Origin of the sequence: Pantoea conspicua (assembly GCF_002095315.1) — a bacterium.
In the GTDB taxonomy this organism is placed as follows: Bacteria; Pseudomonadota; Gammaproteobacteria; order Enterobacterales; family Enterobacteriaceae; genus Pantoea; species Pantoea conspicua.
Map to the genome: position 1 here is coordinate 1 of NZ_MLFN01000026.1, position 17,015 is coordinate 17,015.

14 protein-coding genes and 1 pseudogene are annotated in these 17,015 nt (G+C 56.8%); 10 read left to right on the forward strand and 5 right to left on the reverse strand.

The genetic code is table 11. From position 1 onward, the window contains the following. Positions 1-969: 969 nt before the first annotated feature. The 4 genes and pseudogenes from hemY to hemC all read right to left on the reverse strand — a co-directional run. Positions 970-2,166 (reverse strand): protoheme IX biogenesis protein HemY, encoded by a 1,197-nt coding sequence (gene hemY, locus HA41_RS10740; RefSeq protein ID WP_094120782.1) that lies wholly within the window; start codon positions 2,164-2,166, stop codon positions 970-972. A 2-nt stretch (positions 2,167-2,168) separates the two neighbouring features. Further along, on the reverse strand, positions 2,169-3,302 hold the full coding sequence (gene hemX / locus HA41_RS10745) for a uroporphyrinogen-III C-methyltransferase (RefSeq protein ID WP_094120783.1): 1,134 nt from the start codon (positions 3,300-3,302) through the stop codon (positions 2,169-2,171). 25 nt (positions 3,303-3,327) lie between these two features. Next, positions 3,328-4,056, reverse strand: a complete 729-nt coding sequence (gene hemD, locus HA41_RS10750; protein WP_094120784.1) for a uroporphyrinogen-III synthase — start codon at positions 4,054-4,056, stop codon at positions 3,328-3,330. Positions 4,057-4,063: 7 nt separating this feature from the next. After that, positions 4,064-4,993: pseudogene (hemC, locus tag HA41_RS10755) on the reverse strand (hydroxymethylbilane synthase); the annotation flags it as partial. Between the two features lie 315 nt (positions 4,994-5,308). On the opposite strand from hemC, the gene HA41_RS10760 reads away from it, so the two are divergent. The 10 genes from HA41_RS10760 (at position 5,309) to HA41_RS10800 (ending at position 16,128) form a co-directional block, all read left to right on the forward strand. Beyond that, the gene (locus HA41_RS10760; RefSeq protein WP_094120785.1) at positions 5,309-7,867 is read left to right on the forward strand and encodes a class I adenylate cyclase; all 2,559 of its coding nucleotides are present in this window, start codon (positions 5,309-5,311) and stop codon (positions 7,865-7,867) included. Between the two features lie 145 nt (positions 7,868-8,012). Beyond that, the gene (gene lptM, locus HA41_RS10765; protein ID WP_094120786.1) at positions 8,013-8,225 is read left to right on the forward strand and encodes an LPS translocon maturation chaperone LptM; all 213 of its coding nucleotides are present in this window, start codon (positions 8,013-8,015) and stop codon (positions 8,223-8,225) included. A gap of 28 nt (positions 8,226-8,253) precedes the next feature. Further along, positions 8,254-9,078 (forward strand): diaminopimelate epimerase, encoded by an 825-nt coding sequence (gene dapF / locus HA41_RS10770; protein ID WP_094120823.1) that lies wholly within the window; start codon positions 8,254-8,256, stop codon positions 9,076-9,078. Further along, positions 9,075-9,779 (forward strand): DUF484 domain-containing protein, encoded by a 705-nt coding sequence (locus tag HA41_RS10775; protein ID WP_094120787.1) that lies wholly within the window; start codon positions 9,075-9,077, stop codon positions 9,777-9,779. The genes dapF and HA41_RS10775 overlap by 4 nt, the downstream gene beginning before the upstream one ends. Next, on the forward strand, positions 9,776-10,681 hold the full coding sequence (gene xerC / locus HA41_RS10780; protein WP_094120788.1) for a tyrosine recombinase XerC: 906 nt from the start codon (positions 9,776-9,778) through the stop codon (positions 10,679-10,681). Before HA41_RS10775 ends, xerC begins: the two co-directional genes overlap by 4 nt. Continuing rightward, entirely contained in the window at positions 10,678-11,394 is a 717-nt protein-coding gene (gene yigB / locus HA41_RS10785) for a 5-amino-6-(5-phospho-D-ribitylamino)uracil phosphatase YigB (protein WP_094120789.1), read from the forward strand. The genes xerC and yigB overlap by 4 nt, the downstream gene beginning before the upstream one ends. Positions 11,395-11,559: 165 nt before the next feature. Then, on the forward strand, positions 11,560-13,722 hold the full coding sequence (uvrD, locus tag HA41_RS10790) for a DNA helicase II (protein ID WP_094120790.1): 2,163 nt from the start codon (positions 11,560-11,562) through the stop codon (positions 13,720-13,722). 66 nt (positions 13,723-13,788) lie between these two features. Next, positions 13,789-13,845, forward strand: coding sequence for a YsgD/CorL family protein (ysgD, locus tag HA41_RS21690; RefSeq protein WP_353846917.1), 57 nt, complete (start codon positions 13,789-13,791; stop codon positions 13,843-13,845). Between the two features lie 179 nt (positions 13,846-14,024). Beyond that, entirely contained in the window at positions 14,025-14,978 is a 954-nt protein-coding gene (gene corA, locus HA41_RS10795) for a magnesium/cobalt transporter CorA (protein WP_094120791.1), read from the forward strand. A gap of 97 nt (positions 14,979-15,075) precedes the next feature. Next, a complete protein-coding gene (locus tag HA41_RS10800; protein ID WP_094120792.1) occupies positions 15,076-16,128 on the forward strand; it encodes an AbrB family transcriptional regulator in 1,053 nt (350 codons plus the stop codon). On the opposite strand, the gene rarD is transcribed toward HA41_RS10800, so the two are convergent. Continuing rightward, on the reverse strand, positions 16,099-16,998 hold the full coding sequence (rarD, locus tag HA41_RS10805; RefSeq protein ID WP_094120793.1) for an EamA family transporter RarD: 900 nt from the start codon (positions 16,996-16,998) through the stop codon (positions 16,099-16,101). The two genes, HA41_RS10800 and rarD, sit on opposite strands and share 30 nt — an antisense overlap. Positions 16,999-17,015: the final 17 nt, after the last annotated feature.

Here is a 17,015-nt window from a genome sequence, read left to right on the forward strand (position 1 = left end):
AATACAAAGAGGATGAGAATTTCTGCGGGAGATTGGGGTAGGGTGCAGAGGGACAGCGTAGCTGTAAGTTCGAGCCTGCGAAGGGAATATGGTCAGATGGGAAAGGCGCTAATGCCATCCATGGCCGCTCGGCCCGCGCGATTACGCACCTCATCCCTGAGGTGCGCCCGTAAACGGGCCAACGCTTTGCGTTGTTCAAAAACGCTCCCGGCGTTTGTGTCCCTGGCGCGGGACGCTTTCCTCCTCTGACCGTATTCCCTGCGCGTTGAGCATTTGCATTGCGAGCAGATTGACTCTGGTTTGGGCTAGCAGCCGTCTGGAGAGCTAATGTAAGTACCTGATGTGTCTGCTTCCTGAAGTGAAGCCTGCCCAAGGGTAAAAGCGTGTCTGCGCGTTGAGCCTGTTCATTGTAGCCAGATTCATCTCTTTTCATTTCGCCAGCAGTATGAGCAGGATCGGCAGCGTCGTGAATTGCCGACAAATAAGTCATTGTTTTTATTGCGTTCACAGTCAGTTCATTTTAATTGTCTCTATTTAGAGACAGAGAAAGTCACCGATGTCGCTGGACACCTACACTTCCCGGCAGGTCTCCCGGAGGAAGCTTTCAGTTAATTCTTTAACCTGCTGATTTATTGATGTTTTAAAAATAATCATAAACCTGGCATGAATTATGCAATAATGAATTTGTAGATGCTCATTCCACCTCTTATGTTTGCTGATGCAACATAAACCTGGGAATGATGCAGAGCCAATTTTTAGGTACCTGTTGTCTGCCTGCCTGTATCGCGTAAGTCTTACAGGGTTAACGGACACCACGTTGAGTCAGGTACCTCCCGGTTGTCTTACCGACCTGATCTTACACCTGCCAATGGCAGGTGTTTTTTTATCTGCGCTTTACTGCCGACGGGTGGTAAATGACGGGCACAAAAAAGCCGGGCAGGCCCGGCTTTCATACTCCGTTAAACCCGATCAGGCGCCGGGATTATTCTTCAGCGTCAGCAGTAACCCTTCACGACGCATTTTCGCCGCTTCTTCCGGACGATGCAGACGATCATACACATCCGCCAGCCAGGCGTAGTCGAACGCATCAGGACGTTGCGCCAGTGCCTGCTGCAGCGCCTCGGCCGCCTGTTGCCATTCGCCATGACGCATCAGTAACTGACCCAGCGTGCTGTGCAGCAGCGGCGTCGCACCGTGTTGTTTGATCTGCTGGCGTAACGCTTTCTCCAGCGCTTCCGGATTGCCGCTCTTAATGCGCGGCATCAGCAGCACCAGCCGATCGTCATAGTGACGTTTCAGCCCTTCCAGCACGATTGACTGCGCGGTATCGTGATCGTCACACTCAATCAGGTGGTCAGCCATCGCCACCTGCAGCGTCGTTTCCTGGCGGGTTTTACGGCTCAGATTGCCCCACCAGCGCTTCAGTCCATCGCTACCCTGGTCGGCCATCGCCTGACTCATCAGGCCCAGCCAGGCCTGCTGCTGCAGCGCAGCGCGGTGTTCATCATCACCCACCTGCGCTTTCTGCATCGCCGGCAGAATATCCAGCAGGGCGCTCCAGCCGCCGGTACGGATATAAGCCTGTTCGGCCAGACGCAGCACTTCAGGATGACGCGGGGCGACTTCCAGCAGGCGATCAATACTGTGACGGGCGGCGTGATCTTCGTTACGCGCCAGCTGAATGCGGGCGCGGGCAATTTCTACCGGGATGGTATTACTGTCTGACAGCTCAGCCGCCCGCTCCAGATGCTGATTGGCGCGAGCTTCATCACCACGCTGTTGCGCCGCTTCCGCTGCCAGCAGGTAGTTAGCGACTGGCACATCAGCATGATCGGCATCCTTAGAGAGCAGCTTTTCAACCTGACGATGGTCGCCTTCTGCCAGCTTCATCAGCGCCGACTGGGTATGACGCTGGGCGCGACGACGTTTACGGCCGGTAAACCAGCCACGGGTACGGGCACCGGTACGCAGCACGCGACGCAGCAGCCACTCCACCGCCAGAATCACCAGCAGGCTGATGATCAGGATAATCACCAGGCCGGTGACGCTGGTTTCGATATTCCAGTTGTCGGTCTGAATCAGCACATAGCCCTGATGACCGGCGATCATCGGTCCCAGCACCACGCCCGCAATCAGCAGGATAAAGAGGATAAATACCTTAAGCATGCTTAGCCTCCCTGCTGATTAGCTGCGGCAGAGGGTTGCGCTAACAGGTTCCGCACGCGGGTTTGCATCAGCTGCTCAAGTAACGGCTGGCTTTCCAGATTATCTGGCAGATCCATATTGATGCTCTGCTGGCTCAGCTCATCCAGCTGGGCAAGAAACGCTTTGGTGGCGGCATCATTGGTGTCGTACCAGGCGCGGACCCAGGCAGAGACGGTATCGATCGACTGTTTGTAGATTTCGTCCTGATGGCGCGGAACCGCCTGGGCGGCGATCAGCAGGCGGGAGCGAATGTTCTCACGCAGATAAACATCCTGATTAGGTGCCAGCAGCGGTTGTGCGGTATTGTCGCGGCGACGGATGGTAATGAAGTCATCCATAAAATTGTGCCAGCTCTTCACCAGATTCTGCCGCCATTCGCGTACCGAACCTGACAGTTCACCGCCGTCGCTATCCATCGGCGCATCGTCGCTGTCGTTATCGGCCAGACGCAGGTTATCGACGTTGTTCGACAGCTGATTCAGCTTCAGGATCACACCGTCATAATCGACCTGAGTGACCGAAGAGAGGGTGCTGATATCCTGGGTCAGGGCGCGACGGACATTCATCACGCTCGGGTCGTTCATATCGGCCAGACTGGCATCGGCGCTTTTCAGCAACGCGGCGGCAGTGGTGACATCCTGATCGCTCCACAGTTTGCGACCCGCCAGCTTCACCAGATAATCGGCCTGCGCCAGCAACCAGCTGCGGACATCGTTGCCTGAAATCACGGCGACTTTTTCACGCAGCGTTTCCAGTTCTTTTGCCGATGCGCCCTGTTGTGCCTCGGCTTTTTGCAGGGCCGTTTCGGTGCTGCTCAGCTGTTGAGTGAGCTGCTGCTTATCGCTGCTGGCCTGCTGCTGGAGCGCGCTAAGCTGCTCGCTCAGGCGCTGGTTGGTCTGTGCCTGTAAATCAGCCTGATGTTTCCCATTAAGGTATAAACCCGCACCAATTGCCAGCGCAATGACGATCGCAACCGCACCCAGCACCATGCCACCGTTTTTTGTTTTACGGGGTGGGGGGGTGTTAAGGGTCGCAGAGCGGTCAACCGCTGGGGTGGTTTCTTCAACCATGGCGGAGGAGTCTTTTTGTTCCGTCATATGTGGCACATCCCATTGTTAAAGTTCAGCGTAACGCGCGCAACAGCGCATCGTTATCGGCACCATCGGCTACCTGAATATCCTGCCAACCCAATCCTGCGGCCAGGGTAGCCAAACGTTCACTGACGACAATCAGTCGGCAGTTGAGCAGCCATTCCTCACGATCAACTGCGGGGAATAGCGAAAACAGCTGTTGTAACATTTCACCGCTGGTGACCACCAGCACTGAGACGCCGCGATCGCGCCATCTCCGGCCTTCTGTCGCGCCGTTGTACTGTTTCTGACAGCGCTGATAACAGGCCGCAAATCTTACCTCTGCGCCCCGCTGAGTTAATGTTTCCGCCAGCAGTTCACGCCCAGGGTCGCCCCGTAAAATAAGTGCACGTTTATGGGCAACCTGCTGCAGCGTGTTTAACCGGATCAGCTCTTCACTGGTTTCCTGCGCGTGTGGCCAGGTCACCTGATGACCACTGGCGGTATGAAACGCCAGTGCAGTAGAGCGACCAATTGCATAATAGTCCAGCCCGGCGGGCCACGCTGTGACAGCGTGCTGAGCGTAGTGGATAACCTGCTGTGAAAGGATAAAAACCAGATCGCCAGGCTGCAGCTCCGCTAACTTTTGCGGCAGCTGAGGCAGATCGACGCCCGGCGCGAACTCAATCAGCGGCAGGCTCCAGGCCTGCTTACCCAGCGCATGCAGACGTAACACCAACTCTGCTGCGGCGGGTTCCGGACGCGTCACCAGGATCGTCATGCCGGCGGTTGCCCTGATAGACCTCTCGCAGGATTTCACGCGCGCCGCCGTTCAGCAGTTCATCCGCGAGTGAAACACCCATCTGTTCGGCCTGAGTACGCGGTCCACGGCGCTCGCCGCTGACCATTACGCTGCCATCCGGTGCGCCGACCATGCCACGCAGCCAGAGCTCATCGCCTTCCAGCACGGCAAAACTGCCGATAGGCACCTGACAGCCACCCTCTAAGCGGGTGTTCATGGCACGTTCCGCTTTGACGCAGACGGCAGTATCATCGTGGTTTAATGCCTGTAACAGGCTGATTAAGGTGCCGTCATCTACACGGCATTCAATGCCGACCGCACCCTGGCCGACCGCGGGCAGTGAAATCTCGGCGGGCAGCGCCTGACGGATGCGATCTTCCAGGCCCAGACGCTTGAGACCGGCGACGGCCAGGATAATGGCGTCATATTCACCGGCATCGAGTTTGCCGAGGCGGGTACCGACATTACCGCGCAGCGATCGAATCACCAGATCCGGGCGACGCGCGCTGATCTGGCACTGACGGCGCAGGCTGGAGGTTCCGACCATCGCACCGTGCGGCAGAGCATCAATCGAATCATAATGATGAGAAACGAACGCATCGCGCGGATCATCGCGCTCGCAAATGGTGACCAGGCCCAGACCCAGCGGGAAATCGACCGGCACATCTTTCATCGAGTGCACCGCCATATCGGCACGGCCGTCCAGCATGGCCTGTTCAAGCTCTTTGACAAACAGCCCTTTGCCGCCCACTTTAGCCAGGGGGGTGTCAAGGATAATGTCACCTTTGGTGACCATCGGCACCAGCTCAACGCGCAGGCCAGGATGGGCACTCATCAAACGTTGCTGTACATAATGTGCCTGCCATAAGGCCAGCGGACTTTGTCTTGTAGCAATTCTGAAAATTTTGTCTAACATGCTGTTAACCATTTTGATCGTTCACTGAATATCCTATCATCTATGAGGGAATGCTGTCAGTTTCAACGGATTGAAAACGGCCTGCTCGCTAATTAGGCCCGATTTATCAAGCGTTAACTTTGATACCGGTGCTGAAAAGGCGGGAAGCCAGTAAGAACGTGCTAAACTGTTAAGTAGCGCAACTTTCTTTACGGTCAATCTGCCGGGTGTTAGATTGATCACGTTTCCAGCAATAATCTGCCCACTTTTACACTTTATAAGCGGCAGATGGTGGAAACAGGGTGCTTAAACACTGGGACAATCAGGCGAAACGTCTTGTACCTCTACATTGAGACACTGAAACAGAGACTGGATGCAATCAACCAGCTGCGCGTCGATCGTGCACTGGCTGCCATGGGACCCGCCTTTCAGCGCGTCTACAGTCTGCTGCCAACCTTATTACATTATCAACATCCGCAGATGCCGGGTTACCTTGAAGGTAGCGTTCCACATGGCATCAGCTTCTTCACGCCTGATGAAAATCAGCGTCAGCTGCTGGCCGATTTGACCGGCGACAGCGACCTGCGTCTGGCGGATGCGCCAAAAGGCGAAATGCCGATCACCGCCATCTATTCGATGGGCAGCACCTCGTCGGTCGGTCAGAACAGTGTGTCGGATCTCGACATCTGGGTCTGCCATCAATCCTGGCTGGACAATGAAGAGCGCCTTAATCTGCAGCGTAAATGTACCATGCTGCAGAAGTGGTGCGTCTCCATGGGTGTGGAAGTGAGCTTTTTCCTGATCGATGAGAACCGGTTCCGCCATAACGAAAGCGGTAATCTGGGCGGTGAAGATTGCGGCTCGACGCAGCACATCCTGCTGCTGGATGAGTTTTATCGTACTGCGGTGCGCATGGCAGGTAAACGCATCCTGTGGAATATGGTGCCGGGCGAAGAAGAGCACCATTACGACGACTACGTGATGTCGCTGTATGCCAAAGGCGTGTTGACGCCGAATGAGTGGCTCGATCTGGGCGGCCTTGGCACGCTGTCGGCGGAAGAGTATTTCGGTGCCAGCCTGTGGCAGCTCTATAAAAGCATCGACTCACCGTACAAAGCGGTGCTGAAAACCCTGCTGCTGGAAGCCTACAGCTGGGAATACCCGAATACGCAACTGCTGGCAATGGACATCAAACAGCGTCTGCATGACGGCGAAATCATCTGCTTCGGACTTGACCCCTATTGCATGATGCTGGAGCGCGTCACCCATTATCTGACCAGCGTGGACGATCAGCCACGTCTCGATCTGGTGCGCCGCTGCTTCTATCTTAAAGTGTGCGAAAAACTCAGCACCGAAGAGCATCAGCACCGCACCGGCTGGCGGCGTGAAATTCTGCTGCAGCTGGTGAAAGAGTGGGGCTGGGATGAAGAGAAAATTGCCATCCTGGATAACCGCGCTGAGTGGAAAATCGAGCGGGTGCGTGAAGCGCACAATGAACTGCTGGATGCGATGATGCAGAGTTATCGCAATCTGATCCGCTTTGCCCGCCGCAACAATTTAAGCGTCAGCGCGAGTCCGCAGGATATCGGTGTGTTGACCCGTAAACTGTACGCCGCGTTTGAAGCACTGCCGGGCAAAGTGACCCTGGTGAATCCACAGATTTCGCCCGACCTCTCTGAACCGAATCTGACCTTTATCCATGTGCCGCCTGGCCGGGCCAATCGCTCTGGCTGGTACCTGTATAACCAGGCTCCGGATATGGATTCGATCATCAGCCATCAGCCGCTGGAATATAACCGTTACCTGAATAAGCTGGTGGCGTGGGCGTGGTTTAACGGTCTGCTGACCCGCAAAACCCGACTGCATATTAAAGGCAATGAGATCTGCGATCTGGCGCGCCTGCAGGAGCTGGTCAATGACGTTTCCAGTCATTTTCCGCTGCGCCTGCCGGCACCGACGCCGAAAGCGCTCTACAGTCCGTGTGAAATTCGTCACCTCGCGATTATCGTCAATCTGGAGCACGATCCGACCTCGGCGTTCCGCAATCAGGTGGTGCATTTCGACTTCCGCAAGCTGGATGTGTTTAGCTTCGGCCAGCAGCAGCAGTGCCTGATCGGCAGTATCGACCTGCTCTACCGTAACTCGTGGAATGAGGTGCGTACGCTGCACTTCAGCGGCGAACAGGCGATGATCGAAGGGCTGAAAACCATCCTTGGTAAGATGCATCAGGATGCCGCGCCGCCCGATACGGTCGAAGTGTTCTGCTACAGCCAGCATCTGCGAGGCCTGATCCGCACCCGCGTGCAACAGCTGGTCTCGGAATGCATTGAGCTGCGACTCTCCAGTACGCGTCAGGAACCGGGGCGCTTTAAGGCGCTGCGCATGGCGGGCCAGACCTGGGGACTGTTCTTTGAACGCATGAGCGTGTCAGTACAGAAGCTGGAAAACGCGGTTGAATTTTACGGTGCCATCTCCAATAACAAGCTGCACGGACTGTCGATCAAGGTGGAAACCAACCAGACGCCGCTGCCGCCAGTGGTTAATGGCTATGCCAGCGAAGGCATCATCCAGTTCTTCTTTGAAAACACCACTGATGAGCGGGGTTTCAATATCTACATTCTGGATGAGACCAACCGGGTAGAGGTTTATCATCATTGTGAAGGCAGCAAAGAGGAGCTGGTGCGTGACGTCAGTCGCTTCTACTCCTCATCGCACGATCGTTTCACCTACGGCTCAAGCTTTATCAACTTCAACCTGCCGCAGTTTTATCAGATCGTGAATACTGGCGAACGTTTTCAGGTGATTCCGTTCCGCAGCCAGACGCTAACCCAGCTGTGCGCTTCACAGCCTGACAACGACAACGGCGACTATCAGCCGCGCTATCAGGTGCATTGATAGCGATCGGCCACCTGCCTTCGCAGGCGGCCGTCAACTTCTGTCCTGACACTCTGCTCACGCTATTTGCGGGCATTTCCTGTTGCTTTTCCAACTTCAACTGCGATGATAAGCATCCAGGTAAAGGACATGAAGAGCATAAAGAATGAAGAAAGTGATAAGCCTGTTGGCGATGGCGCTGGCCGTGACCAGCCTTGCCGGTTGTGGCCTGAAGGGGCCGCTCTACTTCCCGCCAAAGGACCAGCCAAAGGACCAGCCGAAGAAACAGCAAGCGCCGACTGAACGCCAGAAAGCTGACGCATCCAAAGCGGATGTGAACGGTCTGGTGACCGGCGATTCGAGCGCGCAAGCGAACTAATATCATGGCTTATCCGGCGGAGCAAAAAATGCAGTTCTCCAAAATGCACGGTCTCGGCAACGACTTTATGGTGGTCGATGCGGTGACGCAAAACGTCTTTTTCTCGCCGGAACTGATCCGCCGGCTGGCCGATCGCCATCTGGGGATCGGTTTTGATCAACTGCTGATTGTTGAGCCGCCTTACGATCCCGATCTCGATTTCCACTATCGCATTTTCAATGCCGATGGCAGTGAAGTCGCCCAGTGTGGCAATGGCGCGCGCTGTTTTGCCCGCTTCGTTCAGCTGAAAGGGCTGACTAACAAAAGCGACATCCGCGTCAGTACCCAAAATGGCCGGATGGTGTTGAGCGTCACGCCGGACGATCAGGTTCGCGTCAACATGGGCGAGCCCAATTTTGAGCCGCAGCAGGTGCCGTTTCGCGCCAATAAAGCCGAAAATCTCTATCTGCTGCGCGTTGCCGAACAGACGGTGATGCTGGGCGCGGTCTCAATGGGCAACCCTCACTGCGTGATTCAGGTCGAAAGTGTGAAAACCGCGCAGGTTGAACTGCTGGGCCCGATTCTGGAAAGCCATGAACGCTTCCCGGATCGCGTTAACGTCGGCTTCATGGAAATCCTCAATCCGGAACATATTCGTCTGCGGGTGTATGAACGCGGCGCAGGGGAAACGCAGGCGTGCGGCAGCGGTGCCTGCGCTGCTGTTGCCTGCGGCATTCAGCAGGGCATTCTGGCGCCTAAAGTGCGCGTTGATCTGCCCGGTGGAACGCTGCATATCGCCTGGAAAGGGGCGGGTCAGCCGCTCTATATGACCGGACCCGCCACACACGTCTACGATGGGTTTATTCATCTATGAAAAATATCGAAGAGCAGACTGACACTACCGTTCTGCTGGACGATCAGGCCGTCAGCGATTATCTGCGGCAAAATCCCGATTTCTTCATCCGCAACGCCCGCCAGATTGAACAGATGGCGGTGCCGCATCCAGTGCGCGGCAGCGTGTCACTGGTTGAGTGGCACATGGCGCGGCAGCGTAACCATATTCAGCAGCTGGAAGAAGAGATCACCCTGCTGATGGAGCAGGCGACCGCCAATCACGAGCTGTTTGATCGCTTGCTGGCGCTGCAAAGCCATCTGGCGGCGGCCGATTCGCTGCAGGAGATGCTTAATCGTCTGCACCGCTGGGCGCGTGAACTCGGCCTGGCCGGTGCTAACGTGCGCCTGTTCAGTGATAAATGGCAGCTCGGCGCGCCCTCTGATTTCTTCCAGCTTAGCCTGTCGCGTCAGGCATTTGAGCCGCTGCGGATTCAGCGCTTCGGCAATCAGCAGCACTATCTGGGTAATATTAATGGCCCGGAATTACTGCTGCTGTTGCCGCAGGCCAAAGCGATCGGTTCGGTTGCGATGTCCCTGATGGGTGAAGCCGGCGATCTGGGCGTGCTGATCTTCAGCAGTCGCGACAGCCAGCATTATCAATCCGGCATGGGGACGCTGCTGTTGCAGCACCTGTCGCAGATGATGCCTGATTTGCTGACCCGCTGGGTTGAACGCGCATGAGCAGCACGCTGCAGGAGGCCGTTGACGGATTTCTGCGCTACCTGAAAGTGGAGCGCCAGCTCAGTCCGCTGACCCAAAGCAGCTATGCCCGCCAGCTGGCGGCGCTGGTGGCCATCGCCGATGAGATGAAGCTCAGTAGCTGGGCGCAACTGGAGCCAGCGCAGGTGCGCAGCATGGCCGCGCGCAGTCGTCGCGCCGGCCTGGCCGCCAGCAGCCTCGCGTTACGCCTCTCCGCGCTGCGCAGTTTTCTCGACTGGCAGGTCAGCCAGGGTTTACTCAGCGCCAACCCGGCTAAAGGGGTGATGACGCCGCGTAAGGCGCGCCATCTGCCAAAAAATATTGATGTGGATGACGTCAACCAGCTGCTGGAGATCGATCCCAGCGACCCGCTGGCGGTGCGCGACCGCACCATGCTGGAAGTGATGTACGGCGGCGGACTGCGTCTCTCTGAACTGGTGAATCTGGATTGTCGCCACGTCGATCTTGATTCCGGCGAAGTGTGGGTGGTGGGTAAGGGCAGCAAAGAGCGACGTGTGCCGATTGGCCGCACCGCTGTCAGCTGGATCCAGCACTGGTTACCGCTGCGAGCAGCCTTTAACGCTGAAGATGACGCGTTGTTCCTCTCTACGCGCGGCAACCGGATATCGACGCGCAACGTGCAAAAGCGCTTCGCCGAATGGGGCATTAAGCAGGGCGTCACCAGCCATATTCATCCGCATAAACTGCGTCACTCCTTTGCGACTCATTTGCTGGAGTCGAGTGGCGATCTGCGCGCCGTGCAGGAGCTGCTGGGTCACGCCAACCTCTCGACCACCCAGATTTATACCCATCTCGACTTCCAGCATCTGGCTTCGGTCTATGATGCTGCGCATCCCCGGGCCAAACGAGGAAAGAACGAATGAAGTTTTATCGTCCGCTGGCTGCCATCAAAGCGATCACCTTCGACCTTGATGACACGCTGTATGATAATTATCCGGTGATCCGCCGGACCACCGCTGAGTCATATGCGGCGTTGCAGGCCTTTCATCCGGCGCTGCGCGATTTTACGCCGCAGGCCTATCAGGCGCTGCGTGATGAGTTGTTACAGCGTGAGCCGGAGATCTATCACGACGTGTCGGAATGGCGTCGGCGTTCTGTTGAGCTGGCGATGCTGAATATTGGCTTGTCGGCTGCTGAAGCGACGGCGGGTGCAGAGCAGGTGATGGCGGTGTTTCATCAGTGGCGTAGCCAGGTTGAGATGCCGGATGAGACCCATCAGACGCTGAAAAAACTGGCGGAAAAAGTGCCGCTGGTGGCGGTCACCAACGGTAATGCCTGTCCGGAAAAAATGGGGCTGGCCGATTACTTTCAGTTCACATTGCGGGCTGGACCGGATGGTCGCGCGAAGCCGTGGCAGGATATGTATCAGCGGGCGGCGCAGCGGCTGAACATTGCGCCACAACACATTCTGCACGTTGGCGACGATCTCACCACCGATGTGGCGGGTTCGCTGCGTTGTGGGATGCAGGCCTGCTGGATTAACCTGCGCCAGGGCAACCTGATGCAGATCGCGGATGCGCGCCTGCTGCCACACGTCGAAATTTCGCAGTTGGCATCACTCACCTCACTGCTATAATGGCTGTAAATTTATCCAGTCGTCTTCCTCATTTTCGCGCTGCGGTTCTGATGGTCGCCGGGTGTTAACCCGCCGGCTGCATCAACCGGCTGCCGCAACGCGCGGCCTGACATCAGGCGGACCAGACCGGACGACGACGCTTCTCTTCTTTGGTAAACGGGGCTTATGGACGTTTCTGAACTGCTCGACGGTTTGAATGACAAACAGCGCGAGGCCGTTGCGGCTCCGCGCAGTAACCTGCTGGTGCTGGCAGGCGCGGGCAGCGGCAAAACGCGGGTACTGGTGCATCGCATCGCCTGGCTGCTGTCGGTCGAGAACTGCTCGCCTTACTCGATCATGGCGGTAACCTTTACCAACAAAGCGGCAGCCGAGATGCGTCACCGTATTGAGCAACTGATCGGCACCAGTCAGGGTGGTATGTGGATCGGCACCTTCCACGGCCTGGCGCACCGCCTGCTGCGTGCGCACCATCTGGACGCTAACCTGCCGCAGGATTTTCAGATCCTCGACAGCGAAGACCAGCTGCGCCTGCTCAAGCGCCTGATCAAATCGATGAACCTGGATGAGAAGCAGTGGCCAGCGCGTCAGGGCATGTGGTACATCAACGGCAAAAAAGATGAAGGCCTGCGGCCAAAGCATATCGAAAGCTACGGTAACCCGGTCGAACAGACCTGGCTGCGCATCTATCAGGCCTATCAGGAAGCCTGTGATCGCGCCGGTTTAGTCGATTTTGCTGAACTGCTGCTGCGCGCACATGAGCTGTGGCTCAACAAGCCGCACATTCTTAATCACTATCGCGAACGTTTTACCAACGTGCTGGTGGACGAGTTCCAGGATACCAACAACATTCAGTATGCGTGGATCCGTATGCTGGCGGGTGACAGCAGCCGGGTCATCATCGTCGGTGATGACGATCAGTCTATCTATGGCTGGCGCGGCGCACAGGTTGAGAATATTCAGCGCTTCCTGCAGGACTTTCCTGGCGCGGAAACCATCCGTCTGGAGCAAAACTATCGCTCAACCAACAACATTCTGAAGTCTGCCAACGCCCTGATCGCCAATAACAACGGGCGTCTGGGTAAAGAGCTGTGGACCGACGGCAGCGATGGCGAGCCTATCTCCATCTATTGCGCCTTTAACGAGCTGGACGAAGCGCGTTTTGTGGTAAACCGCATCAAGACGTGGATGGAAAATGGCAACGCGCTGAACGATTGCGCCATTCTTTATCGCAGCAACGCCCAGTCGCGCGTGCTGGAAGAGGCGCTGCTGCAAAGCAGTATGCCGTACCGGATTTATGGCGGTATGCGCTTCTTCGAACGTCAGGAGATTAAAGATGCGCTTTCCTATCTGCGTCTGATGGCCAACCGCAATGATGATGCAGCGTTTGAGCGCGTAGTGAATACCCCGACGCGTGGCGTCGGCGATCGTACGCTCGACGTGGTGCGTCAGACCGCGCGTGAACGGCAGATGACGCTGTGGCAGGCGACGCGTGAACTGCTGCAAACCCGGGCGCTGGCGGGTCGGGCTGCCTCGGCGCTGCAACGCTTTTGTGAACTGGTTGATTCGCTGGCCACTGAAACCGCAGAGTTGCCGCTGCACGTCCAGACCGATCGGGTGATCAAAGATTCCGGCCTGTGGCTGATGTATGAGCAGGAGAAAGGCGAAAAAGGTCAGGCCCGTATCGAAAACCTTGAGGAACTGGTGACCGCCACGCGCCAGTTCAGCTATCAGGATGAAGATGAAGACTTAATGCCGCTGCAGGCCTTTTTATCGCACGCGGCGCTGGAAGCAGGCGAAGGCCAGGCGGACAAATGGCAGGATGCGGTGCAGCTGATGACGCTGCACTCGGCAAAAGGGCTGGAGTTCAGTCAGGTGTTTATCGTCGGGATGGAAGAGGGGATGTTCCCGAGCCAGATGTCGCTGGATGAAGGCGGCCGGCTGGAAGAGGAACGTCGTCTGGCTTACGTTGGCGTCACCCGTGCGATGATCAAGCTGACGCTGACCTATGCCGAAACCCGCCGATTGTATGGTAAGGAAGTGTATCACCGGCCCTCCCGTTTTATCGGCGAACTGCCGGAAGAGTGCATTGAAGAGGTGCGCTTACGCGCCAGCGTCAGTCGTCCGGTGAAGCACCAGCGGATGGGCGCGCCGGTGAGCAAAAACGACAGCGGATTCGCGCTCGGCCAGCGGGTTCACCACGCAAAATTTGGTGAAGGCACCATCATTAATCTGGAAGGCAGCGGTGAGCACAGCCGGCTGCAGGTGGCCTTTCAGGGGCAGGGAATCAAGTGGTTAGTGGCGGCTTACGCCAAACTGGAAACCCTTTAGCTGCGGTTGACGACTTTTTCGTCTCAGCGTAACATGCGCCCACTATTATCATGAGAGGACAATGCCTTGGACACGCCCAGTCGATGCTGGCTCACTAACCTGGATAACAGGAATAACATCTAAGGCTACCTCTCTACGCGGGTAGCCTTAGCGGTTATCAGCGACCTCCCTTTCCTAATCCCGTCGCCCGAGTCAGCACTGATTTACCCTTGAAACTCTGTTTCCGTGTTCAGGTTGCCCGTTCCGCTTTGCGGAACGGCGAACGGTCTTGTCCCATTTAGTCTGCAATGGGGAGTATTGCTATGCTGAGCGCATTTAAACTGGATCACAGCCGCCTGACGCGTCTGGAGCTGGAAGACGAAAACGACAAACTGACCACCTCCGTCTGGGTCGATCTGATCGAACCGGAAGAGGGTGAGCGTGACCGGGTGCAATTGGAGCTGGGCCAGAGCCTGGCAACCCGACCTGAGCTGGAAGATATCGAGGCCTCAGCACGTTTCTTCGAAGATGAAGATGGCCTGCATATTCACTCCTTCTTCTTTTATGAAGATGCGGAAGATCACGCCGGTAACTCCACCGTGGCGTTCACCATTCGTGAAGGCCGTCTCTACACCCTGCGTGAACGGGAACTGCCGGCGTTTCGGCTCTATCGTATGCGTGCCCGTAACCAGACTCTGATTGACGGTAATGCGTTCGAACTGCTGCTCGACCTGTTTGAAACCAAAATTGAACAGCTGGCGGATGAGATCGAAAATATCTACAGCGCACTGGAAAAACTCAGCCGGGTGATTATGGAAGGCCAGCAGGGCGAAGAGTACGATCTGGCGCTGTCCCGCTTAGCCGAACTGGAAGATATTGGCTGGAAGGTGCGTCTGTGCCTGATGGATACCCAGCGCGCGCTCAACTTCCTGGTGCGCAAAGCGCGATTGCCGGGCAATCAGCTGGAGCAGGCGCGTGAAATCCTGCGCGATATCGAATCGCTGCTGCCGCACAACGAGTCGCTGTTCCAGAAGGTAAACTTCCTGATGCAGGCGGCGATGGGCTTTATCAACATCGAACAGAACCGCATCATCAAGATCTTCTCGGTGGTCTCTGTGGTGTTCCTGCCGCCGACGCTGGTCGCCTCCAGCTACGGCATGAACTTTGAGTTTATGCCCGAACTGAAGTGGAGCTTTGGTTATCCGGCCGCCATCGGCCTGATGATTCTGGCGGGTCTGGCACCCTATCTCTACTTTAAACGCAAAAACTGGTTATAAAGCACGCAACGGGCCGTCTGATACGGCCCGTTTTGCTGGTCCCGCTCTGCATTTCTGCGTAATCTACTCCCCTCTTTTTACAAATTATTAACTTCTTATGGACGCTCTCTCGTTGCGCGCGCAGTGGACACTGCTGTTATTAAGCTCGGTGCTGTTGGGCGGCGTACTGCAATTTTTTCACCTGCCCGCCGCGCTGTTACTGGGGCCGATGATTGTCGGCGTGGTGATGGGGCTGTCAGGCGCCACGCTACGGATTGATAAACGGCTGTTTCTGCTCGCTCAGGCGATACTGGGCTGCATGATTGCGCAAAGCCTGTCGCCTTCGATTCTGACGCCGCTGATTCAGGACTGGCCGGTGGTGCTGGCGGTGCTGCTGCTGACGCTGGCCGCCAGCGGGCTATCTGGCTTTCTGCTGGTGCGCTTCAGTCATCTGCCCGGCCCGACCGGCGCATGGGGATCGTCACCGGGCGGCGCCTCAGCAATGGTGGCAATGGCCGGTGACTTCGGTGCTGACGTGCGGCTGGTGGCGTTTATGCAGTATCTGCGGGTGCTGTTTGTCGCGACGGCGGCCGCGATGGTGGCGCGAATCGGGCTGGGCGATGCAGCCCACAGCATTTCGACGATCTGGTTCCCACCGCTGAATCGCGGTTTTGCGGTGACGCTGGGGGTCATGCTGATAGGGGCGTGGCTCGGCACCCGGCTGCGTATTCCTTCTGGTGCCTTATTGCTGCCGGCGCTGGCCGGCGCGGCATTGCACAGCAGCGGAATAGCAATTTTGCAGGTCCCGGAATGGCTACTGGCGCTGGCTTACGCGCTGATTGGCTGGAGCGTCGGGCTGCGCTTCACCCGACCGGTCTTTTTGCTGGCATTGCGTACGCTGCCGCAGATGCTGGCGTCGATCTTTGGATTGATGCTGCTGTGTGGTGGGCTGGCGTGGATGCTGACGCGGGTACTGCATATCGATCTGATGACGGCGTACCTCGCCACCAGTCCAGGCGGGCTGGACACGGTGGCGATTATTGCTGCCGGCACCCAGGTCAACATGGCGTTTGTGATGGCATTACAGACGCTGCGGCTGTTCACCATTCTGCTGACCGGCCCGGCAATGGCGCGCTTTATCTCACGCTATGCGCGCCCGACCACGGAATGAAAATGCCACGGCATCACAGACAAACACCAGCAGTGCCAGCCAGATAAAGCCAAAGGTCACCATTTTGTCTGGCGTAATGGTCTCGCCGTAGAACACCACCGCCAGCACGAACATCAGCGTCGGGCCAAGATACTGAAAGAAGCCGACGGTGGAGAGACGCAGGCGACTGCAGGCGGCGGCGAACAGCATCAGCGGAATGGTGGTCACAATACCGGCTGCAACCAGCTTCAGGTTCAGGCTCAGTGGGTTGGCGGATAAATGGCTGGTGGCGCTGTCGGCAAAGCCAAACAGGTAGATGGCCGCCAGCGGAAACAGCCACAGGGTCTCAATCAGCATCCCGCTCTGCGCATCCACCTGAATCTTTTTGCGCAGCAGGCCATAAAAGGCAAAGCTCAGCGCCAGACCCAGCGCGATAATCGGCAGCGAACCAAATTGCCAGAGCTGCACCAGCACGCCAACGGTAGCCAGCAACACTGCCAGCCACTGTAAGCGGCGAAAGCGCTCCCGCAAAAACAGCATGCCGAACACCACGTTAATCAGTGGGTTGATAAAGTAGCCGAGGCTGGCCTCCAGCATATGCTGGTTATTCACTGCCCAGATGAACAGCAGCCAGTTACCGCCGATAGTGAGTGCGGTGAGTGCCAGCAACAGCACTTTTTTCGGCTGGCGCAGCACGCTGCGCACGCCTGGCCAGCTGCGGGTCAGGGAGATCAGGATCAGCATAAACAGGGCTGACCAGATCACCCGGTGCGTCATGATTTCGGTTGCCGGAACATTTTTTACCAGTTTGAAATAGGCCGGGGCGATTCCCCAGATAAAGTAAGCACCCAGAGCAAAGCCAACACCCTGGCGAGTTTGTTGCGTGTCCATGTCTGTCCTGTTGTGAG

What these genes read in the sequence shown, in the direction of transcription:
- hemY (WP_094120782.1), bottom strand. Translation starts at nt 2,166, where the DNA reads ATGCTTAAGGTATTTATCCTCTTTATCCTGCTGATTGCGGGCGTGGTG.
- hemX (WP_094120783.1), bottom strand. Translation starts at nt 3,302, where the DNA reads ATGACGGAACAAAAAGACTCCTCCGCCATGGTTGAAGAAACCACCCCA.
- hemD (WP_094120784.1), bottom strand. Translation starts at nt 4,056, where the DNA reads ATGACGATCCTGGTGACGCGTCCGGAACCCGCCGCAGCAGAGTTGGTG.
- lptM (WP_094120786.1), top strand. Translation starts at nt 8,013, where the DNA reads ATGAAGAAAGTGATAAGCCTGTTGGCGATGGCGCTGGCCGTGACCAGC.
- dapF (WP_094120823.1), top strand. Translation starts at nt 8,254, where the DNA reads ATGCAGTTCTCCAAAATGCACGGTCTCGGCAACGACTTTATGGTGGTC.
- HA41_RS10775 (WP_094120787.1), top strand. Translation starts at nt 9,075, where the DNA reads ATGAAAAATATCGAAGAGCAGACTGACACTACCGTTCTGCTGGACGAT.
- xerC (WP_094120788.1), top strand. Translation starts at nt 9,776, where the DNA reads ATGAGCAGCACGCTGCAGGAGGCCGTTGACGGATTTCTGCGCTACCTG.
- yigB (WP_094120789.1), top strand. Translation starts at nt 10,678, where the DNA reads ATGAAGTTTTATCGTCCGCTGGCTGCCATCAAAGCGATCACCTTCGAC.
- uvrD (WP_094120790.1), top strand. Translation starts at nt 11,560, where the DNA reads ATGGACGTTTCTGAACTGCTCGACGGTTTGAATGACAAACAGCGCGAG.
- corA (WP_094120791.1), top strand. Translation starts at nt 14,025, where the DNA reads ATGCTGAGCGCATTTAAACTGGATCACAGCCGCCTGACGCGTCTGGAG.
- HA41_RS10800 (WP_094120792.1), top strand. Translation starts at nt 15,076, where the DNA reads ATGGACGCTCTCTCGTTGCGCGCGCAGTGGACACTGCTGTTATTAAGC.
- rarD (WP_094120793.1), bottom strand. Translation starts at nt 16,998, where the DNA reads ATGGACACGCAACAAACTCGCCAGGGTGTTGGCTTTGCTCTGGGTGCT.